General features: G+C 72.5%; 20 protein-coding genes. 10 read left to right on the forward strand and 10 right to left on the reverse strand.

Annotated elements, in window-relative coordinates:
- Positions 1-79: 79 nt before the first annotated feature.
- Positions 80-832, reverse strand: coding sequence for a sensor histidine kinase (locus BLT82_RS31275; RefSeq protein ID WP_093660947.1), 753 nt, complete (start codon positions 830-832; stop codon positions 80-82).
- A gap of 188 nt (positions 833-1,020) precedes the next feature.
- Here BLT82_RS31275 and BLT82_RS31280 point away from each other — a divergent pair, with 188 nt between their 5' ends.
- The 6 genes from BLT82_RS31280 to BLT82_RS31305 all read left to right on the forward strand — a co-directional run bounded on the left by BLT82_RS31280 (position 1,021) and on the right by BLT82_RS31305 (position 6,859).
- Positions 1,021-1,629 (forward strand): response regulator transcription factor, encoded by a 609-nt coding sequence (locus BLT82_RS31280; RefSeq protein ID WP_093660949.1) that lies wholly within the window; start codon positions 1,021-1,023, stop codon positions 1,627-1,629.
- Between the two features lie 85 nt (positions 1,630-1,714).
- A complete protein-coding gene (locus BLT82_RS31285) occupies positions 1,715-3,352 on the forward strand; it encodes a nucleotidyl transferase family protein (RefSeq protein WP_093660951.1) in 1,638 nt (545 codons plus the stop codon).
- Positions 3,342-4,334: a hypothetical protein gene (locus BLT82_RS31290; protein ID WP_093660953.1), complete on the forward strand. Its 993-nt coding sequence runs from the start codon at positions 3,342-3,344 to the stop codon at positions 4,332-4,334. The genes BLT82_RS31285 and BLT82_RS31290 overlap by 11 nt, the downstream gene beginning before the upstream one ends.
- A 125-nt stretch (positions 4,335-4,459) precedes the next feature.
- A complete protein-coding gene (locus tag BLT82_RS31295) occupies positions 4,460-4,822 on the forward strand; it encodes a YybH family protein (protein WP_093660955.1) in 363 nt (120 codons plus the stop codon).
- A 1-nt stretch (position 4,823) separates the two neighbouring features.
- Positions 4,824-5,561: a hypothetical protein gene (locus BLT82_RS31300; RefSeq protein ID WP_244529785.1), complete on the forward strand. Its 738-nt coding sequence runs from the start codon at positions 4,824-4,826 to the stop codon at positions 5,559-5,561.
- Positions 5,558-6,859 (forward strand): phenylacetate--CoA ligase family protein, encoded by a 1,302-nt coding sequence (locus BLT82_RS31305; protein WP_244529792.1) that lies wholly within the window; start codon positions 5,558-5,560, stop codon positions 6,857-6,859. The genes BLT82_RS31300 and BLT82_RS31305 overlap by 4 nt, the downstream gene beginning before the upstream one ends.
- A gap of 87 nt (positions 6,860-6,946) precedes the next feature.
- On the opposite strand, the gene BLT82_RS31310 is transcribed toward BLT82_RS31305, so the two are convergent.
- From BLT82_RS31310 to BLT82_RS31345, 8 genes are read right to left on the reverse strand one after another with little or no spacing between them, the layout of a single operon-like run.
- Positions 6,947-7,987, reverse strand: coding sequence for an NAD-dependent epimerase/dehydratase family protein (locus BLT82_RS31310; RefSeq protein WP_093660957.1), 1,041 nt, complete (start codon positions 7,985-7,987; stop codon positions 6,947-6,949).
- Entirely contained in the window at positions 7,984-9,489 is a 1,506-nt protein-coding gene (locus BLT82_RS31315) for a cation:proton antiporter (protein WP_093660959.1), read from the reverse strand. The genes BLT82_RS31310 and BLT82_RS31315 overlap by 4 nt, the downstream gene beginning before the upstream one ends.
- Positions 9,486-10,820, reverse strand: coding sequence for a hypothetical protein (locus BLT82_RS31320; RefSeq protein ID WP_093660961.1), 1,335 nt, complete (start codon positions 10,818-10,820; stop codon positions 9,486-9,488). The genes BLT82_RS31315 and BLT82_RS31320 overlap by 4 nt, the downstream gene beginning before the upstream one ends.
- On the reverse strand, positions 10,817-12,124 hold the full coding sequence (locus BLT82_RS31325) for a phenylacetate--CoA ligase family protein (protein WP_093660963.1): 1,308 nt from the start codon (positions 12,122-12,124) through the stop codon (positions 10,817-10,819). Before BLT82_RS31325 ends, BLT82_RS31320 begins: the two co-directional genes overlap by 4 nt.
- A gap of 30 nt (positions 12,125-12,154) precedes the next feature.
- On the reverse strand, positions 12,155-12,823 hold the full coding sequence (locus BLT82_RS31330; RefSeq protein ID WP_093660965.1) for a hypothetical protein: 669 nt from the start codon (positions 12,821-12,823) through the stop codon (positions 12,155-12,157).
- Entirely contained in the window at positions 12,820-14,091 is a 1,272-nt protein-coding gene (locus BLT82_RS31335; RefSeq protein ID WP_093660967.1) for an ATP-grasp domain-containing protein, read from the reverse strand. Before BLT82_RS31335 ends, BLT82_RS31330 begins: the two co-directional genes overlap by 4 nt.
- A complete protein-coding gene (locus BLT82_RS31340; RefSeq protein ID WP_244529793.1) occupies positions 14,088-15,077 on the reverse strand; it encodes a glycosyltransferase family 2 protein in 990 nt (329 codons plus the stop codon). The genes BLT82_RS31335 and BLT82_RS31340 overlap by 4 nt, the downstream gene beginning before the upstream one ends.
- Before the next feature lie 44 nt (positions 15,078-15,121).
- Positions 15,122-15,877 (reverse strand): HalD/BesD family halogenase, encoded by a 756-nt coding sequence (locus BLT82_RS31345; protein WP_093660971.1) that lies wholly within the window; start codon positions 15,875-15,877, stop codon positions 15,122-15,124.
- Positions 15,878-16,203: 326 nt separating this feature from the next.
- Between BLT82_RS31345 and BLT82_RS31350 the strand changes: the two genes are divergently transcribed.
- The gene (locus BLT82_RS31350; RefSeq protein ID WP_093660973.1) at positions 16,204-17,184 is read left to right on the forward strand and encodes a UDP-glucuronic acid decarboxylase family protein; all 981 of its coding nucleotides are present in this window, start codon (positions 16,204-16,206) and stop codon (positions 17,182-17,184) included.
- An 87-nt stretch (positions 17,185-17,271) separates the two neighbouring features.
- On the opposite strand, the gene BLT82_RS31355 is transcribed toward BLT82_RS31350, so the two are convergent.
- Positions 17,272-18,267 (reverse strand): helix-turn-helix transcriptional regulator, encoded by a 996-nt coding sequence (locus tag BLT82_RS31355; RefSeq protein ID WP_093660975.1) that lies wholly within the window; start codon positions 18,265-18,267, stop codon positions 17,272-17,274.
- A 218-nt stretch (positions 18,268-18,485) separates the two neighbouring features.
- Here BLT82_RS31355 and BLT82_RS31360 point away from each other — a divergent pair, with 218 nt between their 5' ends.
- The 3 genes from BLT82_RS31360 to BLT82_RS31370 all read left to right on the forward strand — a co-directional run bounded on the left by BLT82_RS31360 (position 18,486) and on the right by BLT82_RS31370 (position 21,320).
- Positions 18,486-18,809 (forward strand): hypothetical protein, encoded by a 324-nt coding sequence (locus BLT82_RS31360; RefSeq protein WP_093660977.1) that lies wholly within the window; start codon positions 18,486-18,488, stop codon positions 18,807-18,809.
- 319 nt (positions 18,810-19,128) lie between these two features.
- The gene (locus tag BLT82_RS31365; RefSeq protein ID WP_093660979.1) at positions 19,129-19,329 is read left to right on the forward strand and encodes a hypothetical protein; all 201 of its coding nucleotides are present in this window, start codon (positions 19,129-19,131) and stop codon (positions 19,327-19,329) included.
- The gene (locus tag BLT82_RS31370; RefSeq protein WP_093660981.1) at positions 19,317-21,320 is read left to right on the forward strand and encodes an AfsR/SARP family transcriptional regulator; all 2,004 of its coding nucleotides are present in this window, start codon (positions 19,317-19,319) and stop codon (positions 21,318-21,320) included. Before BLT82_RS31365 ends, BLT82_RS31370 begins: the two co-directional genes overlap by 13 nt.
- Positions 21,321-21,323: the final 3 nt, after the last annotated feature.

The following is a 21,323-nucleotide window of genomic DNA, read 5'->3' on the forward strand; positions in this document are numbered from 1 at the left end:
ACACTCGGGGGAGTGTCACCGCCACGCCGGATCCGAAGACAGAGAGAGCCTCGGTCACCTGCGATGACCGGGGCTTTCGTCATACGGCCCGCGGACCGTCCGGCGACGGAGCGGGCAGCGTGAAGCGGGCCTCCAGCGTGTAGTGCCCGGAAGGATACGGGCCGTGGGTCAGCGTGCCGCCTGCGGCCGCGATCCGTTCGGTGAGACTGCGCAGCCCCAGGCCCGGCTCCGCGGCGAAGGGCGCGCCGGCCTCCTCGGCCACGGCGGGAGTGCCCGGCCGTCCGGGGTGGTGGACCCCGTCGTTGGACACGGTCAGCACGACCTCGCCCGGTGGCGTGTCCACCGACACCCGGCAGTTGCGGGCGCGGCTGTGCCGCAGCACGTTGGCGGCCGCCTCCCGCACCGTCGTGGCCAGGACCGTCTGGAGGAGTGCGGGAAGCGGCGCTCCCGCCGGTTCCGCCTCGGTGCGGATGCCGGCCGACTCCAGCAGGTTCCGCACGCCCTCGATCTCCGTGTCGAGGGACAGGCAGTGGTAGCCGTGCGCCACCCGCCGGGCCTCCTCGTGGATCTCGCGCATCCCGGACAGCGCCTCGGCCAGACGGCTCCGCGCCGAGTCGGGTGTCCGGTCCATCAGACGCAGCGCCAGCTCGCACTGCAGCGTGATCGCCAGGAGCCGGGGCCCGAGCAGGTCGTGCAGATCGCGGGCGAAGCGCAGCCGCTCCCGGACGACGACCCGGCGCCGGTCGGTGTCGGCCACGACGGCGGGCACGGCCACGGCGGTGCAGGCGCCGGCCGTCGCCCGTGCGGACGGTGCGGGCAGTGCCTGCGACATGTGGCCCCCAATTCTGCGTCTGATACCGGAGCAGCTTCGGCCGCACCGCTATCACTCCGCTATACGAGCCCCTCGGATGACGGCCCGCCCGGTGGTACACAGGGCGCGGGAGTCGCGACGGGCCCTTCGTACCGGAGAGCCGGTCCGGCGGGACACAGGGCGGGCCCAGACGGACGACGGGGGGACCCATGCAGAGGATCGTGCTGGCCGAGGACATGCACATGATCCGGGTGGCGCTGGCCGCGCTCCTGGACCTGGAGCCGGACATGGAGGTGGTCGCGCAGGTCGGGAGCGGCAGCGAGGTGCTGCCGGCGGTGATCCGGACGGAGGCGGACACCGCGGTGCTCGACATCGACATGCCCGGGATGGACGGCATCACCGCGGCCGGTCTGCTGCGGGACCAGGTCCCCGGATGCCGGACGCTGATCCTCACGGGCGTGGCGCTGCCCGGCCAGCTGTGGCGGGCGCTGGACGCCCAGGTGTGCGGATTCCTGCCGAAGCACGCGTCGCCGGACGAACTCGTCGAGGGGGTGCGCAGGGTGGGCGCGGGCCGCCGGGTCATCGACCCCGAACTGGCCATGTCCGCCTGGGAGATCGGTGACAATCCGCTCACCAGGCGGGAGGTCGAGGTACTGGGCCTCGTCGCGGCAGGGGCGGAGACCGCGCAGATCGCCACCGCCACGAACCTCTCCGTGGGAACGGTCCGCAACTACCTCACGGCGATCGTGAACAAACTGGGCGCACGCAACCGCATCGACGCCCTGCGCACCGCGAAGGAGAACGGCTGGCTGCCCTGAGGAGCGGAGCCATACCGGGGCGGCCGTTCGGGGAGCGCGCGGTGACGTATAGGGCGTTTATCGGAGCGGGCGCTGTACTCCTGCCATGCCAAGGAGACGACGTGCGCGGAAGCAGGGCCCGGCGACGCGGGGGGAGGCCCGCGGCGGCGGGCTGCACGCACAGGACCGCACCGTGTCGCACTGGGCCCTGGACTACGCGCGCCGGCTCGCCGACCGCCATCCGCAGCACCACCGCATCCTGATCCAGACCAGCATGTCGCCGACCGGCTACTTCCACGTCGGGAACTTCCGGGACACCGTCTGCGCCCACCTGGTGCACCGCGCCCTCGGCCGTATGGGCCGACGCTCCGCGGTCCTGCTCAGCTTCGACGACTACGACCCCGTGCGGGAGAGCCAGGCCGCCAGGGAGACGGAGCTCGCGGGCTGCGGAGGGCGGCCGCTCGCCGAACGCCGGGAGCGCGCCGAGCGCATCTGCCGCACCTATCTCGCCGAACTCCGGGAGATGGGCATCCTGCCCGCGGAGGCCGACGCCGACGGACGGACCCCGCCCGGCAGCGACTGGGAGACGCACTACCAGTACGAGCGCTACCGGGCCGGTGAGTACCGGGAGATCCAGCGCCGCTACCAGCGCGACGCGGCCCGGCTCGCGACGCTGCTCCGCAAGGACGACGGGCGGGACCTCTTCGCCGTCTACTGCCTGCAGTGCGGCCGCAACACCACCGAGATCCACCGCCTGGACGAGCACGCGGCACGCTACCGGTGCCTGTCCTGCGGCGCCGAACTGACCGCCCGCGACCCGGCGGACGTCAAACCGTCCTGGGCGCTGGACTGGACGCTGCGCGTCGCCCACGAAGGCATCGACTGCGAGCCGGCGGGCCAGGACCACTGCAGCGCGGGCAGCACCATGGACCGGACCCGGGCGGTGTACGTCGGCTATCTCGGCTCCCCGCAGCCGGTCATCGTTCCTTACGGGCTGGTCCGCGGCGAGCGGGGCGGCGGCAAGATCTCCGGCTCGCTCGGCGGCGGTCCGTACGTGCGCGACCTGCTGGCCGTCCATCCCGTCCCGCTGGTGCTGTGGCTGTACGCCCGCCGCAACTGCCTGTCCGATCTGCGGCTGGGCTTCGGCCCTGGCGCGTTCCTGGGCGCGTACGACGAGTTCGACCGGTTCGTCCGGGCGGTACCGGGCGACGGGCGAGCCCGGACCCTCTGGGACCTGCTGACCGACGAGAGGCCCGACGGGTACGGCACGCTGCCCCGGATGCGCTCGGTGGTCGGGGCGCTGTACGCGCACGGCTGCGCGGCCGAAGCGGCGCGGCGGCGCCTCGTCGCCCTGCACCCCGGCGCCGACCGGATCCTGCTCGACGAACGGATCGGCCACGCGCTGGCCTGGCTCACGGGGTACGGCCGGGGCCGCTACTGGCCCGCTGCCGGCGACGGACCCCCCGGACCCGCGGTGGGCCTGCTCATCGAGCAGCTGAGGGTTCACACCGGGACCGGCGCGCCACGGGCGGACCGCACCCGGGAGGACTTCCGGGAGATCTACGGGGCGCTGTTCGGCACGGAGCACGGCCCCCGCCTCGACACCCTCGCCGACGTCTTCGGCCCCGCCGTGCTCGCCGACGCGCTGGAGGCCTATCGCGACCGCGGTGAACGCCCCCTGCGCGAGCGGGTGCCCGCCCGATCCGACCGTGCCCGTCAGGAGGCGCCGAGCCGTGCGAGCTGAGATCTTCACCCCCGGCGGCGGGCAGGTGCCCGGCGCCTGGGACGCCTTCGTCCGGGACCGCCGCGCCTGCGTGCTGTGGGAGGCGGACCTGCTGGAGGCGGCCGGCTGGGGCATCCGGCGGCCGCTCTTCGCCGGCCTGGTCCGGGACGCGGGCGAACCGGTCGCCGCCTTCTGCGGCCGGCTCGGGGTCCGGCCGGTCGCCCAGCGGTTCCGCCCGCCCGGCCGGGCTGCCGCACCGGGCTGGTTCCAGGTCCATCTGCCGAACAGCTTCAGCCCGGGACGGCTGTACGCCCCCGGCCTGGACGCCGCCGGGCGCCGGGCCGCCACGCGCGCCTTCGAGCGGGCGGTGCGCCGCCGGCTGGGCGCGCGCTGTCTGGGGATCGTGCACCTCGACGTCGAAGCACCCGAATTCGCGCATATCGACGGGCCGTTGAGGCCGAAGCGGGCCACCGCCCCCAATGCCGTGCTGAGCAACGGCTGGGAGAGCACGGACGCCTACTTCGCCGGGCTGCCGCGAGGCCGCCGGCGCCGGCTGTCGGCACTCCACGAACGGATCGGTGCCGACCCGGACCTGGTCGTGGAGACGGCGGTCCCGGCGATCGACCCGGTGCACGCCAGCCGGCTGGACCAGCTGACCCGGATGAAGCACACGAGCCGCCCCGGCGGTGTCGTACCGCTGCTGCCCGCCTACTTCGACCGGCTCAACCTGGCTGCCGGGGCCTCCTACTTCGTCCACCGCGAGAAGAGTTCGGGCCGTCCCGTGTCCTTCGACCTCGTACTCGACGCGCCGGGCGGCTGGGTGACCACGGTCACCGGTTCCGACGGCGGCCGGGACCTCTATCTCGACCTGTACCTGAGGGAGATCGACCGGATGATCGCCACCGGGGTGCCCGCCGTCGAACTCGGCCCCGGCATGCTGCAACTGAAGGAGTCCTTCGGCGCCCGGGCGGTGCCGCGCCACGCGGTGGCCGTGCCCTTCTGACCTTCCACCGGACGCCCCGACCCGGACGACCCGCCCTGCCGTTCCTGCCGACACGACCCGGACGACCCGGCCCCTGCCGTTCCTGCCGACCCGACCTGCCCCACCGACTACCGAAAGCAGATCCCATGGACTTCACCACCGCACTCGACCGGCACCTCGAGGCCGTCCGGTCCCGAGACCTGGACGCCTACATGGACACCGTCCACGACGAGGCGACCGTCATCCTGCCCAACGGAAGGACGGTGGAGGGCTCCGACGCCATCCGTGCCTTCCACAAGGGCTGGTTCGAGGACCCCGACTGGACGATGGAGACCGAGACGACGCGCACCGTGGTGCACCAGGACACGGCGGTCGCGGTGCTCGCAGTCGACTACCGGGACCTGGACCAGGACGGCAAGCCGTACCAACTGCGCTATCTGCTCAGCCTGGTCTTCGCCCGCACCGACGGGAACTGGCTGCTCGTCCACGACCAGAACACCCACTGCTGAGATGCGCGGACGACAGCGCTACGAGCGGACCGTGCGCCGTGCCGTCGCCACGGTCCCGCACTACCGGGAGCGGCACGCGGCGAGCGGGTCCCTGCCGCCGCTCACCCGCGACGAGGCCGAGCTGCGGCGGCATCTGCTGATGCCTCTCGGCTCGGCGCTGCTCGCGCGGCGCGACCCCGGCCGGCCGGCCGCCGAGCACATCGCCGAACTGCACGAGGCACTGCGGCTCGCCGGGCACCGGACCGCGGGCAGGGCCGTGTACGAGATCTCCACCGCGCTGCGCGATCCCGTGCGGGCGCACGGCAGCGACTGGCGGGTGCTGCTCTGCGGCACCGCCGACGCCGGACGGTACGCCGCCGAACGGTCCGGCACCGGGCCCTCGGTGCCGGACGGGAACGCGCTCGTGGTCGGCGACGCCGGGCAGCTCGCGAGCGTCGCGGCGGGTCAGCCGGCCGTGGAACGCGTCACCCTGGCGTCGGCCGCCCGGACCCGCCCGGCGGCCGGCTCGGTCTGGTACGAGCCGTGGCTCGGACATCTCGGGGGGGTTCCCCACGGCTGTGGGGAACTGCACCTCAACCCGTCCCGGGTCCATGCGCGGCTGCTCGACGGGGAGACGGTGCTGACGCTGCTGCGCCGGCGCCGCCCCACGCTCGTCCACGTCCGGCCCGAGGGCGCGGAGTCCTTCGCTCCGGGGCGGTGCCCCCGGCACGGCGAACCCGTCCTGGGGAGAACATCGTGAAGCCGGCCGTCTCACCCGTCATGCGGCTCGTGCCCGTGCTGCGCAACCTCGTGCGGACCCACCGGCTGGAGCGGGCCGACCCGGCCCGGCTCGACGCCGAACGGCGGCGCCTGCTCGTGGGGCTGGTGCGCCACGCGCAGGCGAACGTGCCGCGCTACCGGGAGCTGATCGCCCCGGAGACAGCGGCCGCCTTCCGCGGCCCGGAGGACCTTCCGTCCCTGCCCACGCTGGACCGCGCCGAGTTCCACGACCGGGCGCCCGGGGACATGCTCGCGGCCGGGTTCACCACGGCGAACACCAAGGCGGGCACCACCAGCGGCTCCTCCGGAATCCCGATCACCATCCGCAACTCCGAGCGCGATCTGGGCCGCCTGCGGGCGTCGTACCTGTACGACATGCTGGCCGCAGGGCTGCGCCCGTGGGACCGGATGGCGTACTTCCGGGTCAATCCCTTCCTGCGGCACCCGCTGGAGCGGTTCGGTCTGCTCCGCACCTTCCACATCGACACCAGCGGGACGCTGGACGAGCAGGTCGAGGCCTTCCTGGCGGCCCGGCCCACCTTCCTTGTCGGCTTCCCCCATGTGATCGCCTCCGTGGTGGAGGAACTGGAGCGGCGGGGCGTGCGCTACCGGGGCGCCCGGCGGGTGCTCTTCGGCGGGGAGCGGCTGACGCCGACCGCGCGAGCCCTGGTCCTCGGCCATCTGGGGGCGCGCTGCCACGAGGTGTACGCGTCCGTCGAGGTGTTCACCATCGCCCGCACCTGCCACCGCGGTTCGCTGCACCTGCGGTCCGCTGACGTCGTGGTCGAACTGGAGCAGGAGGACGGCTCCGTCGTCCCGGCCGACGGGACCCGCGAGGCGGAGGGCGAGATCCTCGTGACCCGGCTGCACAGCGAGGCGATGCCGCTGATCCGCTACCGGCTCGGCGACCGGGTGACGGTCGGGCCCGCCGGCTGCGGCTGCGGGCGGCACACCCCGGTGGTCCTCCGGGTGCAGGGGCGCAGCCAGGACCGCTTCCGCGGCCACGACGGCCGGGAGTTCTACGCCGACTTCCTCACGTACCGGGTGCAGGACTTCCCCGAGGTCTCCCGGATGCAGCTCGTGCAGGAGCGGCCGGCGCAGGTGACCGTCCGCGTGGTCCTCACCCCGGGTGCCGCAGCCTCGGTGACGGAGCGGATCGGGGCGGCGGTACGGGAGGCGGTTCCTGGCTTCGACGTGTCGGTCGAACGGGTCCGGTCCATCGCGCCGGAGGCCAACGGCAAGATCCGGATCGTGAAGGTCGAGCCCGCCGCGGGCTGAACGGGGGGGGAGGGACCGCCGCACCGGCCGTCCCTCCCCCGTCCGTCGTGCTCCCCGCCGGCCGGCCGGTGCCGGGAACGGCGCTCCTCAGATCGCGCGGCGCTCCTCCAGTGCCGCCCGCCACGACGGCGGCAGGTTCCGTACCACCTCGATGCCGGAGAACACCGAGGGCTCCTGCGGGCCCACCTCCCTGACCCACGCCGCCATGCGGCCGATGCCCTCCTCCAGCCCGACGGGCTGCTCGCCGGTGCCCAGGACCTTGCGGGCCTTCTCGTGGGTGGCGTAGGCGTCGCGCACCTCGTTGCGCTCCGGCAGGTGGTTGACGCGCAGTTCCACGCCCATGGCGTCGCAGACGGCGGCCGCGATGCGGTTGACGCTGTAGACGTGGTCGCCGCCGACGTTGAAGACCTCGTTGTACGCCTCGGGTATCTCCACGGAGCGGGCGATGGAGGGCGCCACGTCCTTGATGTAGCTGAAGGCGCGGGTCTGCTCCCCGTCGCCGAAGACCGTGAACGGCTCGCCGCGCAGCGCCTGGTTCATGAAGATGCCGATGACGTTGCGGTAGCGGTCGCCGATGTTCTGGTACTCGCCGTACACGTTGTGCGGCCGGAAGACGATGTACGGCATGCCGAACATCTCGTGGGTGACCCGCAGTTCCTGTTCGACGGAGAACTTCGCGATGCCGTACGGGTCCTCGGGCGCGGGCACCAGGTCCTCGCTCATCGGCAGCTGGTTGGCGCCGTAGACCGCGATGGACGAGGTGAACACGAAGCACTTGACCGTGCCCGCGTTGACCGCCGCGTTGATGAGGTTGACGCTGCCGACCACGTTGTTCATGTAGTTGAAGCGCTTGATGAAGTGGCTCAGTCCCTCGGCGGCGTACGCGGCGAGGTGGAAGACGTAGTCGACGCGGTGCGCGGCGAAGACGGCGTCGACCACCTCGGGGTCGCAGACGCTGCCGTGCCGGAACTCGGCGCCCTCGGGGACGTTGCCGCGCACACCGCCGCTGAGGTCGTCGAGGACGATCACGCGGTGGCCTGCGGCGAGCAGTTCGCGGGCCACATGGGATCCGATGAAGCCGGCGCCTCCGGTGACGAGGGAGACGGGGGCGGGAGAGGCGAGGTTCATGCCGGTTCCATTTCCTTGGCGGGGGTGGCCGCGGCGGATTCGGCCGCGGGCGGGGACGAGGGGGCCGTCCCCTCGTGGACGGTGCCGGCGTCCGGCCGGCGGGTGAGCTTCAGCAGTTGCAGCGCGGGTCCCGTCATCACCGTGGTCAGTACCGCCATCACGACCAGCACGGTGAACGCGTTCTGATTGATGAGCCCGGCGTCCAGACCGGCGCGGAGCACGACGATCTCGGTGACGCCGCGGGCGTTGAGCAGCACGCCGAGACCGAGCGACGTCCGCCAGGGCAGCCCCGCGGTGCGTGCGGTGACCGCGGTCCCGGCGAGCTTCCCTACGACGGCCGTGACGACCGCGACGACCCCGGCGAGCAGCAGCCCGGCGTGGCCGGTCACCTGGGTGAGGTCCACGGTCATGCCGACGGACACGAAGAACATCGGCAGCAGCAGTCTGCGGTTCACGGAGTCGAGCCGGGTCTGGACGGTGGTCAGGGCGGTTCCCGGGCGGTGCGGGACCAGCATTCCGGCGAGGAACGCGCCGAAGATGGAGTGGACGCCGATCAGGTCGGTGACCCAGGCCAGCGAGAAGGCGAGCAGCAGCAGGGCGAGCAGCCGGGCCGCGGACGACACCCGGGCCCGGTCCGCCCACCGGTCGGCGGCGCGCACCAGGGGGCGGCCCGCGATCAGCACGAACGCGGCGAACGCCGCGGCGAGCAGTACGGTGCCGCCCGCTCCCCAGACGCTGCCCGCGGTCGCCACGGCCATGGCGGTGGCCAGGGCGCCCCAGGCGATCACATCGCAGGCGGCGGCGCAGGTCATGGCCATGGTGCCGAGCGGGTGGCGGGCGAGGCCCGACTCCTGCACGATCCGGGCGAGCACGGGGAAGGCTGTGATGCTCATCGCCGTGCCGAGGAAGATCGCGAAGGGGACGAACCCTATGCCGCCCGCGGCGAACTCCCGGTACACCAGGGCCGCGGACAGCACTCCCAGGACAAAGGGGATGATCATGCTGCCCTGGCTGACCGCGACCACGACCCGTCCGCTGCGGCGCAGTTGGGAGGCGTCGAACTCGGAGCCGACGGCGAACATGAAGAGGATCAGTCCGACCTGCGCGAGCAGCCCGAGCAACGGCTTCGCCGCGGCCGGATGGAACAGTTCGGTCGAGCCGGGGAACACCCCGGCCAGGAAGGACGGTCCGAGCAGCAGGCCCGTGGCGATCTCCCCGATGACCGGGGGCTGCCCGAGCTTGCGGGCCAGCCAACCGCCCGCCGTGGCGACGGCGGCCACCGCGGCGAGTGCGGCGACGACCCGGAGCACGGTCCCGCCGGCGTGACTGCCGGGGGCGGGCGGCCCGCCGCCGGCACCGCCCGTCCCGCCCGGGTCCGGCACCCCGAGGCCCAACCCGAGGGCGGCGACGAGCACGCCGACGGCCGCGGCGGAGATCAGCAGAGGGTAGACGATGCCGCGCCAGGCGGGCGTTCCCGCCGGTGACGACGGAAGTTCCTTCATCGGGGGGCTCCAAGGTCGGTCGGCACCGCGGCGGGTGCGGCGGGCTTCGTGGACGGGGTGGTGCGTGCCTTCGAAGCCCCTTCGGAAGGCGCGCGGCCGTGGCGGGGGCTCCTGAGCAGAAGGCGTGCGAGCACGGCGTGGGCCACCTCGCCCGAGGCGAGCGCGGCCACCGCGCCGAGCGCGCCGAGCGCCGGTACGAGGACCAGGCCGAGCAGGACGGCGCAGACCAGTCCGGCCAGCGCACTCACCGCGGTGGCCCGCAGGGTGCGCGGGGTCGCGTTCTCCAGCAGGTAGTTGAGACTGCCGACGGCGAAGAACAGCGGTACGCACAGCACGTACAGCAGCAGGACGGCGACCGGCGGCGCGACGAGCGCGGCCTGTTCGGCCGACCGCGCCAGCCACAGGGCCCCCGCGGTCCACACCGCTCCCACGGCCGCCACGGGCAGCAGACGCCGCACCACCCGGCGGTCCAGCGAGGCGGGGTCGACCGACCGGAGGGTCAGGGACACATGCGGCTGGAAGAGCCGCAGCAGATAGCCGAAGCCGTTCAGCAGCACGGACGAGGCGAGGACCATCAGGTACAGATGGCCGGTCTGCTCGTGGTGCCGTGAGGCGCCGAGCATCGCGAAGAGCAGACTGACCGTGCCGGCGGCGGCGATGTCACCGCAGGCCATCAAAACGGAGGTGGACACCACGGGCCGGGTGATCCCGCCGCGTACCGGCCGGCCTGCGGCCCGGTACAGGGCCGGCAGCTGGGCCAGGTTGAGCAGGGCGGTGCCGCCGAGGATCCAGCCGGTGAAGGCCGTCGGCCCCCAGCCGAGGAGGCTCGCTCCCCCGGCCCCCGTGGCGATGACCAGCGAGAGCGCCGCGAAGTTCAGGACGTCCGCGCGGTTCCTGTCCAGGGCCCGGCAGAGCCCGACCAGGACGGTGTTCAGTCCGAGGAGCGCGGCGTAGAGACCTGCGAGCAGTCTCAGCATGCCCGTGTCCCCGGCCGGTACGAACAGCGCCGCGCAGCCGAGCCAGAGGACGGCCGCCCCGGCGAGCAGCAGCGCGGACACCAGCAGGACGGTGACGAGCTGCGGCCCGGTGCGCCGCGCCCTGGGCACGAGCTTCAGCGCGGACTTCTCGATCCCGAGCGTCGTGAGGGTGGTGAGCACCTGTGCCGTGCCCATGGCCGCGGCGTAGGGCTCGTACGCCTGCTCCCCCCAGCTCGCGAGCAGCGCCGCGTTGGCTCCGAGCAGCGCCAGCCGGAAGGCGGTGCGTCCGGCGAGCAGGGAGGTGAGCGACCGGGCGGTGGGGCGCCGGCCCGGCCCGCCGGACGGCGCCGTCATGCCGGTGCGGTGCGGGCCGGCCGGGGCACCACCGCCTCGGAGGTGACGAAGCGGCCCTTGCCGCCCGCCGTGATCTCGACGCTGTCCGTGCGGACGACCTCCAGGGGGAAGTCGCAGCCGGCCACGGTGCGCAGCCGGTCCCGTACCCCGGCGGCCAGTTCGTCCCATGCGGATGCGGACAGCGGCCCGGACGGGACCACGTTCAGCCGGACCGAGCCCTCGCGGTCCTGGACGACGCTGCACTCGGCGATGCCCGGGAAGGTCGCGGCCAGGTGCAGGAAGGTGTCCGGGTACAGCTGGCGGCCGGTGGGCAGCAGCACCGCGTCGTTGACGCGGCCCGCGGTCAGCCGCAGGGTCCTGAAGCGGCGGCCGCACGGGCAGGGGTCGGTGTCGATCCGTCCGACGTCGCCCAGTTCGTAGCGGACCAGCGGCATCGCGCGTTCCATGAACGCGGTCACCACCACCCGCCCCTCGGTGCCGTCGGGCAGGGGCTGCCCGTCAGGTCCGAGGATCTCCACGAGGAGCCTGTCCTCGGCGAGATGGGCCCGCTGGTGCGCGCACTCGTAAGAGATGTTGAGCACCTCGAACGCCGAGTACTCGTCGTGCACGGGCGCCCCGAACTCCCGCTCCAGCAGCGCGCGGTGCTCCGGCACGAGCAGTTCGGACTCCGTCATCACCAGCTTCAGCGCGGCCCGCAGCGCGGTGAGTTCGGCCGCGTCCAGCGCCCGCAGCAGGGCGCGCAGATGCACCGGATACCCGATGATCACCTGCGGCCGGGCTTCGAGCAGTTCGGCCTTGATCTCGTCCATCGGCCGGTCGGTGAGCAGCACATGGCGGCGGAACAGACCGGCCTTCTGGAAGCCGCGCGAGGGCGGCGCGAACGGTCTGATGTGCGAGAGCCGGTCGGTCGGCAGGTAGCGCCCGGTGGCCAGGAACCGGCGCACGCACGCGGCCATGTGGTAATCGTGGCTGCGCGTGTCGTGGACGACGGTGACCCGGCGTCCGGTGGAGCCGCTGGTGCGGAAGGTGGGCACGGTGCCCGGCTCCACCCCGTCCGCGAGGAGTTCCTCCAGAGACCGCCCCCGCAGGACCTCCTTGTCGATGACCGGCAGCTTCGCCACCTCCTCGAGGGAGCGCAGCGGTCCGGTGCGGTAGTCGGGGCTGTCCCGGTAGTACGGGACCCGCGCCCGGGCGTGCGCGAGCATCCGGTTCAGCTGCGAGAGCTGCCGCCGGCGCAGCGAGCGCCGGGAACCGTACTGCCGGGCGAACGTGACGGGCACGTACCAGGCCTCTCGGAGGAACATCTCGTCATCTCCCCTTCGGCGGCGCGGCCGTCAGGCGGCGGTGCGGGACACGGCGGATCGGCGCGGGAGGAACCGGCCGAGCGCGCTGAACCAGCGGGTCGGGGCGAGCAGTACGAACAGGGCGAGCACGACATGCGTGATGATCATCGCGAACGCCTCGTACTTGCTGGCCGGGTGGCCGAGCCGGACCGTCATGTGGGAGGCCCAGGTCCACACCTCGGGGATGGTCTGCCACTGCGGGTCGGTGTGGTCGTTGACCGTGAGATAGGCGAGGTCCTCCAGCCCCGAGAGCATCAGCAGCAGCATCGCGTAGGCGAGCCGGCGCACCAGATGGGCCGCACCGCCGCCGATCCGGAAGCAGAAGGCGAAGGTGAGGATCAGGAAAGGCGTCAGGGTCAGGACGTAGTAGTACAGCTCGGGGTGGTTCTCCGCATAGAAGAAGATCTTCGGCACGAAGTAGATGAAGTACAGCAGGAAGCACAGCGGCACGACGAGGTGCAGCCTGAGCTTCTTGGCCCACTCCGGGTCGAGCTGGGCGATCGCCTCGGCGGCGAGGACGAAGGGCACCAGCTTGAAGAGCATGATGGCGAGGCTCTTGACCTCGCGGTCGTGCGGCATCGCGAACCAGACGATGCCGGCGAACACGAGGCTGAGTGCGGTCAGTGTCAGGAAGGGCGCATGGCGCCGGAGCGTGGTCAACGCTTCTCCGTAAGCAGATCGGTGCGGATGGGGGCCGCGTCCGCCTGGGCGGGTGCGGGGGCGGGCGGTGTGTCGGGCTCCACGCCGAAGCGGAGCAGGGACCTCGCCCTGGCCTGCGCCTCCCGCAGCTCGCCGTAGCTGTCGGCGACCAGCAGCAGATAGCCGAGCTTGTGACCCGCCTGGGTGTAGCGCCGCACCCGGCTGCCCGGGCCCGCGAAGAGCCTCAGCTCGGCGGTCTGCGGCAGGGCGCGGACCTCGTCGGCGCCCTCGACGGTGCGCAGGATGCCGTCGGTGTCGGTGGTCAGGATCTGCAGCGCCGTCTTCTTGTCGTGGCGCGCCTGCAGTTCGAAGGGCAGGCCCAGTGCGAGGCGGAGCGCGGCCTCGTAGGTGTCGATGCCGTAGGCGTGCCGGACGAGCAGGGGCATTCCGTTGCCGCCGAGCCGGGCGCCCATCTCGATGAAGCGGATCTCCTCGGTGCGGTCGACCACGAAGTCGAAGTTGACCGGGCCGTCGGTGTGTCCGAGGGCACCGCAGACGTCCATGACCATGGAGCGCAGGGCGATCTCGGTGGCCGGCGCCAGTTCGGCCGGGACCATGTGCCCGGTCGTGATCATGCGGGGTGCGCCGGTGGTGCTGCGCTCGGTGACCGCGATCGTCGCCAGCTTGGCGTCGCGGAGGAACGCCTCGGCGGAAAGGTGCCGCCCGAGCAGCATCTCCTCGACGATCACCTCGCCCGAGAAGGAGTACCTCTGTGCCTCGGCGACGGCCTCCGGCAGCGCGGCCTGGTCGGCGACGACCTGGACGCCCTTGCTGCCGGAGGAGTCGCTCGGCTTCACGATCACGGGCAGCGGCAGGGCAGCGGCGGCGAGCCGCAGCTCCACCGGGTCCGCGGACTGGATGTAGGCGTACGTGGGCAGCCCGAGCCGCTCCAGCACCTCGTGGAAGTACCCCTTGTCGACCGAGGCCCGGACCGCGTCCGGTGCCGGCTGGTGCGGGGTCCTCAGCAGCCGGCTCAGCTCGGCCACCGACTCCTGGGCGGCGTCGCTCGCCGGCGAGATCACCGCGGCGATGTCGAGGTGGCCGACCATGGCGGCGATCCGCTCCGGATCCCGCGTCGTCATGCACAGGAAGAGGTCGGCGGCGGAGGCACCGAGGGCGTCCGGGCGCTGGTCGACGCCGACGACTCCGTACCCGAGGCGGCGCGCCTCGTGGTAGGCGGGCAGCTGGTCCTCGCCTCCGCCCAGCACGAGGATGTGAGGCTTTGTCATGGCAGGTTCCCTGTCTGGAGCAGTGGCGCGGGCGCCGCCCGGCCGGTGGACTCGTTTCGGTAGGCGTAGAGGTCGTCCTGCGGCCGGACGGGCACGTTGGCCTCGCGGATCTGGTAGCGGGGCAGTCCGGCGCTGCCCCGCATGATCCGCACCATGTAGCGGGCGAGCAGGGCGAGCGCGCCCAGGCCGGCCGCGTGCAGCAGGACCGAGGCCAGCGCCAGCGGCTGGACGCCGCTGCCGGCCGCCGCCAGGGCCGTGGCCGCCGCCGCCGCGCCCAGCGCCGCGAGGTAGATCAGGGCGAGCGGCCGGTAGGAGAAGCCGACGAAGAGGTCGGCGGCGTGCCGGAAGAGCTTCCCCAGCGACCATTTGGGCCGCCCCGCCGCGCGCGGCGAGTGCGCCGTCTCCACCGTGGTGTACCTCGCGCCGATCAGGGGCAGCGTCGCGATGAAGTACGGGGTGCTGACCTTGCATTCGGCGACCTTGCGCGCCACCGAGGTGCGCACCACCCGGAACACCGAGGCGTGGACCGGGAGTTCGATGCCGAGGACCCGGGTGGCGATGGCCTGGTGGCCGACGGTGCCCAGCCGGCGGTACCAGGGGTCCTGCCGGCCGGTCCGGACCGCGAACACCGCGTCGTGGTCGTCCTCCACGGCCCGCCGGACGAGCTTGTGGAGTTCTTCGGGCGGCGACTGCAGATCGGCGTCGAGCTGTACGGTCCATTCCTTCGACGCGTACGAGAAGCCGGCGGTGAAGGCCGATTCGAGTCCGAAATTGCGGGCGAACGAGATAAAGCTGACGCGCGGGTCCTCGCGGGCTATGCGCTTGATGATGCCGAGAGTGCCGTCCGTGCTGCCGTCGTCGACGAAGAGGATTTCGGCATCCCCGTAACGGTACACCTCCTCCTTGATGCGCAGGTATGCCTGCTCTATGCATTCCTCCTCGTTGAAACAGGGCACCATCGCGGTGATCGAAAGCGTGGCAGGCATCCTGGCCATCGTCCGTCGCCTTTTCTGTTCGCACCCGGTCCGGGTCAGTCGAACATCGCGTTCATGGTCTCGTGGGTGGTCGCCTTCTGCTGGTCCGCGCGGCTGGCCCAGCAGGTGTTGAGGATGATGCGGGTCCTGTCGGCGTTCAGCGGGACCGTGCGGTGCAGGGTGGTGTCCGAACGCAGCAGGTAGAGGTCGCCCTTGGCGTGGCCGTAGCTGCGGATCGGGTGCTTCTGCAGGTAGTCCTCGACGCGCGGGTCGTCCTTGTTCCAGTCGGTGTGCGGGATGCACTGCAGCATGCCGCCGTACTCCAGCGACGGGGCCTCGATCAGCCAGATGACGGTGAAGCTGAAGTCGCCCCAGTGCCAGCCGTGGGTGTCGCCCTTCTGGTGCTGGCGGGTGATGATGTACTTCTCCTCGTCCCACGGGCAGCCCATGACCTCCTCCTTGGCGAGGCGGGAAAGGAAGCCCTTGAGCGCGGTGGACTCGTAGACGGCAGGGATCAGCGAGCCGTCGGTGGCGATCGCCTTCTGACCGACGGTGGACATGTAGCGCGGGGAGTCCCCCGTCTCCTTGAGACGGATGTCGATGCGCTTCTGGTGGGTGTCGATCAGCTGGTGGGTCTCCGCGGCGACCGCGTCGAAGACCTCCGGGGAGACCAGGCCGGGGAGCTTGACGTAGCCCTCGCGGCGGAAGTGCTGGGAGAGGCCGAGCACCTCGTGGTCGTCGGCGAACCGCTCCGCGATGTTCTTCGCGATCAGCTCTTCGACATTCGCGGCGGTGATGCTGTTCTCGGTCACGGTGGACTTCCCCTCGAATAGGAGCTGCGGGATTTCCGGATTCGCGGCGGAAGTGCGCCGGCCCCGTTCTCCGCTGTTGACTCCTCGATTCTTGTGAACGCCCCTGCGGTCCGGTAGTGCCGAGCTCACCGATTGGGCATGAGAAAACCATCCGCCGGCCGGGCATGAAGATCTCACATGCCGTATGAGGAACTCACGGGCCCCCCGGCCGTGAAATACACACGCTTGCAGGAGCCGGTCCGTTGCGGTCAAATCCCAAAAGAAGCGGGGGGACTCATGGAACTCCGCCACGGGTGTACCGTGCGATTCCGGGGAGGAAAACAACGATGACGAGAACAGCGGTGGTGGCAGGCGGTGCGGGATTTCTGGGCTCGCATCTGTGCGAACGGCTGCTCGCGGACGGCTGGCAGGTCTTCTGCGTGGACAATTTCGTCACCGGGTCCCCGGAGAACGTGGCCCATCTCGTCGGTGACGCGTTCCGGCTGGTCGAGGCCGATGTCACGGCGGGTCCGCCGGCGATCGAGGGTCCGGTCGACGCCGTGCTGAACCTGGCCTCGCCGGCCTCGCCCGTCGACTACCTCGAACTGCCCCTGGAGACCCTGCGGGTGGGTTCCGAAGGCACCCGGCACCTGCTGGACCTGGCGCGCGAGAAGGGGGCGAGGTTCGTCCTCGCCTCCACCTCGGAGACGTACGGCGACCCGCTGGTGCACCCCCAGCCGGAGACCTACTGGGGCAACGTCAACCCGGTCGGTCCGCGTTCGGTGTACGACGAGGCCAAGCGGTACGCCGAGGCGATCACGACGGCGTACCGCCGCACGTACGGCGTCGACACCGGCATCGTCCGGATCTTCAACACGTACGGACCGAGGATGCGCGCCCACGACGGCCGCGCCGTGCCCACCTTCATCCGGCAGGCACTCGCTCGGCAGCCGATCACCGTAGCCGGCGACGGCTCGCAGACCCGCTCGCTGTGCTACGTCCCCGATCTGATCGACGGCATCGTGCGGATGACGGAGTCGGACCTGGCGGGACCGGTCAACCTCGGGAACCAGGAGGAGATCTCGGTCCTCAGGCTCGCCGAGTGGATCCGGGAGCTCACCGGGTCCACCTCCGACATCGTGCACGTGCCGCGCCCCACTGACGATCCGTCGGTCCGCCGACCCGACACCACGAAGGCGCGCGAAGGACTCGGCTGGACCGCTCAGTTCACGACGGAGCGCGGGCTGACCGCGACGATCGACTGGTTCCGCACCCGGCCGGACGTAGGCCTGGAGGGCCTGCAACTCGCGGGTGCAGAGGAAATGTAGAACCCACTGGCACCGTTCGGCGGAGGAGCAACGGGATCGGGGGCAGGCGTGTCGCGTCGGGTGTCGGCGGTCGTGGGAGGTCGGCGGTCACAGGTTCACCCAGCCCTTGCTGGTGGCGAGCACGCCCGCCTCGAACCGGCTGCGCGCGCCGAGACGCTGCATCAGATCGGCGGTGACGCGCCGTATGGTCCGCACCGAAACGCCCAGTTGGCGGGCGATGGCCTCGTCCGTCAGCCCCTCCGTGAGCAGATCGAGCACGGCCCGCTCCGGCGGGGTCAGCGGGCCTTCGGTGCCGGCCACCGCGTCGGCGGCGCTCTCGCCGAGCGGCTGCGCCTGCTGCCAGGTCTGCTCGAACAGGGCGAGCAGCGCGGTCAGCGCTCCGGTGCCGTTCAGCACCAGCGCCCCCATGTCGGCCGCGGCCGGGTCCATCGGCACGATCGCCCTGCTGCGGTCGTAGATGAGCATGCGCAGCGGCAGCCGGGGCACGGTGCGCACCAGTCCTCCGCGCTCCCCCAGCCAGGCCACGTACTCCCTGGTCGCGGGGGAGTTGCGACAGCTGTCGAGGAAGATGTACCGGAGCCGTACCCCCCGGTCGCTGGTCGAGGTGTCCAGCGGCCGGGCGGCCTCCAGGTGGGCCTCGCTCTGGCCGCCGCCCGGGACGAACGCCGCTATCTCGCTGGTACAGGTCCCGGCCAGATGCTCGATCTTCGATTGGATCTGGTCCATGGACCGCAGCTTCTGCACCTCGGTGACGTCCTGCCCGCCGGTGGCACGGATGTCGGCGAGCATCCCGGCCACCGCGACCCGGCTCGCCCTGATCTGCCGCTCCCGCTCCAGGAGTTCGGTCTCCTGGCTGGCGAGCAGCGACGTCAGGCCGAGCTCCGGGTCGACGGGGCGGCCGGGACCGCCGTCCGCCGAAGGCCGTACGAGGGACAGCGCGGCCAGCCGGTCCAAGGCCGAACGCGCCCGCTCCTCCGGCCATCCCAAAGCCTCCGCGAGGCCGGAAACGGCCCCCGGCCCGTCCTTGAGCATCACGCGGTAGACCGCTTCTTCATCCGGGCCGATCCCCAATCGACCAAGCATGTTTCCCCTCCCCCAGGGCGGCGGTGGATCGCACCGCACAGCACTTCCGCGCCCGTGGTCACGGACGTGGATGCGGCCGCACACTCTACGCGATGGCCGAATCCGGACGGCAGCGTTTCCGGCCTCGGGGACAGGGTTGTCACCAGCTGCGCGGGAGCCGGAAACACAGGCGCCGCGGTTGGCACGGTCCTCCGGCCCGGCTGCGCGGCGGGGCGGCCGTGTACCTCGTAGACGTCCGGCTGGAATCCCCGGCGCACCTCTCCCCGGCCGACGTGCGGGTCCTCCTGTCGGAGGCGGCCCGTCCCGGCGACGGGGTGGAGCACATCTATGTCCAGCCGGCGCCGCCGTCCGCAGGGGCACTTCCCCGGGACACGGCACCGCCCCTCGATGTCGTGCTCTTCCTCTCCCATCTCACGCTCACCGAGTCGGAACGTGCCGCCGACACGGTGCTGCGGCGCTGCACGACCGGGGGCCTGCGGTTCAGGAGGGTCTCGGCGATGCCGCTGACGCTGCTGGTGGAGCTGCTGGGCCTGGAGGGCTGACCACGGGCACCGGGGCGCGGTGCGGGCGCACGGCCGGTGGGCAGCCGCCGGCCGCTCCGGGCGGTGCGGGCGCCCGGCTGGGCGTTCCGGCCCGGGGACGCGTCCGGCCCGGGGACGCGTCCGGTCGGCGGACGTGTCCTCGTCCTGCCATTGCAGGACGAGGACACGGGAAACCTCTGGGCAAGCCCGTCGGTCCCGAGCAGAGTGGTCTCACCGGGACAGAGCGCCGGTCGACGGGCGAAGGCGCTCATAACCGTCCGACACGGTCGGACGGCGCACCCGGATCACACAGCTCAGCCGATGCGTCCAGGGGGGACCCATGCAGACTTTCAACCGTGCCAAGCGCAAGACGGCGTTCGCGGCGGCCGCGCTCTCCGCCGTCCTCGTGGGGGCCGGAGCGGTGGCCGGGGCGGTGGGTGGCGCGGGGGCGTCCACGGACCACCGGGCCGCGACCGTGGCCGACCGCTCGCACGGCAAGCCCGCCGACGAGGCGAGGAACGGCAACATATGGGGCCCGTGACCACGGTGACCTCCGCGGAGACGCTGCATCTGAACCTGCTCGGTCCGGTCGAGGCCCACCGCGGCGGCACTCCGGTCAGACTGGGCGGGCCCAAGCCCCGCACGGTGCTGGCCGCGCTGCTCCTCGCCCGGGGCCGGGTGGTCAGCGACACCAGACTGACCACGCTGCTCTGGGACGACCGACCGCCCGCCACCTGCCCGGCCCAGCTCCACACGTACGCCTCCCGCGTACGCCATCTGCTGGGCCCCGGCATCGCGGTGGAACGCCGCCGCCCGGGCTATCTCATCAGGCTGCCGGAACAGGGCGTGCGCGTCGACCTGCTGGAGTTCCAGAAGCGGGCGGCACGCGGAACCGAGGCCCTGGCCGCGGGCGATCCGGCGACCGCCGCCCGTGAACTGCGCCGCGCCCTCGCCATCTGGCGGGGCGCGGCACTGGGCGGGGTCTGCGATCCGCTCGCCGACGCCGAGCGCGACCGGCTGGAGGAAGAACGCCTCGTCAACCTGGAACGGCGCATCGACGCCGACCTGGAGCTGGGACGGCACTCCGCGCTCATCCCCGAACTCATCGCGCTCATCGCCGCCGATCCGCTGCGAGAGGGGCTGCGCGGCCAGCTGATGACCGCGCTGTACCGGTCGGGGCGGCAGGCCGACGCGCTCGCCGCCTACCGGGCCGCCCGGGCCACGCTCGCCGACGAGCTGGGCCTGGAGCCCTCGGCCGAACTGCGTCGGCTGCACCAGGCGTTGCTGACCGGACACCCGTCGCTGCTGCCGCGTTTCCCGCGGGACGCCGCGCCGGAGGCGTCCGCATCACCCCCGCCGGCCGTGGCAGCGGCCGCGCAGTCTCCTGCGGCCCCGGTTCCGCGGGTGGTGCCTCCACCGGCACCGGCCACACCCTCGCCGGGACGCGCGGACCGGCACCAGGCGCCGGCCGAACTGCCGCCCGCGCCCGCGGACTTCACGGGGCGGGACCAGGAGGTCATGCGGCTGGGCACGGCGCTGACCGGTCGCCGCCCGCGCCGGCCCGACCAGGCGGTCCACGTGGTGACCGGCATGCCCGGCATCGGCAAGACGGCCGCGGTGCTCCAGACCGCGCACCGCGTCAGGCGCTCCTACCCGGACGGGCAGATCCACCTCGACCTGCGCGGCTCCGGCCCCGAGCCGCTTGAGCCGGCGGACGCGCTCGGCGAACTGCTGCGCCTGGTGGGCGTTCCGGCGCCCCTCGTCCCGGCCGCCCTCGACGAGCGCATCCGCGCCTGGCGCACCCGTACCGCGGACAGGCGGCTGCTGCTGGTGCTCGACGACGCGGCCGACGAACGCCGGCTGCGTCCGCTGCTGCCGGTGACCGACGGCTGCTCGGTGCTGATCACCAGCCGCTCGGGGCTGTACGCGCTGGAGGGAGTGAGCCGTACGGTACTGACGCCGCTCGCGCCTCCCGAGTCGCGGACCCTGTTCGAGAAGCTGGCCGGCCGCTCCCGAACCGGCGCCGAACCCGCCTCTGCGACCGCCCTCGTCGACGCCTGCGCCGGGCTGCCGCTCGCCCTGCGCATCGTCGGCTCGAAGGTCGCGGCCCGGCCGCAGTGGACGCTGTCCCGACACGCCGACCGGCTCACCGACCCCGACCGGACCCTGGCCGAACTCGCCTTCTCCGACCTGTCGTTGCGCGACCGCCTCATGGACGCGTACCGCCGGCTCGAGCCCGCCGCCCGCCGGGCGCTGCGGTTCCACTCGGCGCTGGGCCCGAATCCAGTGCCCGCCGCCACGGCCGCGCGCGCCCTGGGGACCGGTACCGAGGAGGCCGAGGAGCTGCTCGCCGACCTCGCCGCCGTCCACTGGGCCGAAGTGGCGGGCCGGCACGGCGAACACGCGTACCGGCTGCACCCGCTTGTCCGGCTCTTCGCCCGCGGCATGCTGGCGGAGGAGGAAGGCGCCGTCCCCCGTGTGTTGCCGGTGCGCTCCTCCTGGGCACTGACCAGAACGGGCGACACGGCCTGACGG

Source organism: Streptomyces wuyuanensis (assembly GCF_900103455.1).
GTDB lineage: Bacteria > Actinomycetota > Actinomycetes > Streptomycetales > Streptomycetaceae > Streptomyces > Streptomyces wuyuanensis.

What these genes read in the sequence shown, in the direction of transcription:
- BLT82_RS31275 (WP_093660947.1), bottom strand. Translation starts at nt 832, where the DNA reads ATGTCGCAGGCACTGCCCGCACCGTCCGCACGGGCGACGGCCGGCGCC.
- BLT82_RS31280 (WP_093660949.1), top strand. Translation starts at nt 1,021, where the DNA reads ATGCAGAGGATCGTGCTGGCCGAGGACATGCACATGATCCGGGTGGCG.
- BLT82_RS31285 (WP_093660951.1), top strand. Translation starts at nt 1,715, where the DNA reads ATGCCAAGGAGACGACGTGCGCGGAAGCAGGGCCCGGCGACGCGGGGG.
- BLT82_RS31295 (WP_093660955.1), top strand. Translation starts at nt 4,460, where the DNA reads ATGGACTTCACCACCGCACTCGACCGGCACCTCGAGGCCGTCCGGTCC.
- BLT82_RS31300 (WP_244529785.1), top strand. Translation starts at nt 4,824, where the DNA reads ATGCGCGGACGACAGCGCTACGAGCGGACCGTGCGCCGTGCCGTCGCC.
- BLT82_RS31310 (WP_093660957.1), bottom strand. Translation starts at nt 7,987, where the DNA reads ATGAACCTCGCCTCTCCCGCCCCCGTCTCCCTCGTCACCGGAGGCGCC.
- BLT82_RS31315 (WP_093660959.1), bottom strand. Translation starts at nt 9,489, where the DNA reads ATGAAGGAACTTCCGTCGTCACCGGCGGGAACGCCCGCCTGGCGCGGC.
- BLT82_RS31320 (WP_093660961.1), bottom strand. Translation starts at nt 10,820, where the DNA reads ATGACGGCGCCGTCCGGCGGGCCGGGCCGGCGCCCCACCGCCCGGTCG.
- BLT82_RS31325 (WP_093660963.1), bottom strand. Translation starts at nt 12,124, where the DNA reads ATGTTCCTCCGAGAGGCCTGGTACGTGCCCGTCACGTTCGCCCGGCAG.
- BLT82_RS31335 (WP_093660967.1), bottom strand. Translation starts at nt 14,091, where the DNA reads ATGACAAAGCCTCACATCCTCGTGCTGGGCGGAGGCGAGGACCAGCTG.
- BLT82_RS31340 (WP_244529793.1), bottom strand. Translation starts at nt 15,077, where the DNA reads ATGCCTGCCACGCTTTCGATCACCGCGATGGTGCCCTGTTTCAACGAG.
- BLT82_RS31350 (WP_093660973.1), top strand. Translation starts at nt 16,204, where the DNA reads ATGACGAGAACAGCGGTGGTGGCAGGCGGTGCGGGATTTCTGGGCTCG.
- BLT82_RS31355 (WP_093660975.1), bottom strand. Translation starts at nt 18,267, where the DNA reads ATGCTTGGTCGATTGGGGATCGGCCCGGATGAAGAAGCGGTCTACCGC.
- BLT82_RS31365 (WP_093660979.1), top strand. Translation starts at nt 19,129, where the DNA reads ATGCAGACTTTCAACCGTGCCAAGCGCAAGACGGCGTTCGCGGCGGCC.
- BLT82_RS31370 (WP_093660981.1), top strand. Translation starts at nt 19,317, where the DNA reads ATGGGGCCCGTGACCACGGTGACCTCCGCGGAGACGCTGCATCTGAAC.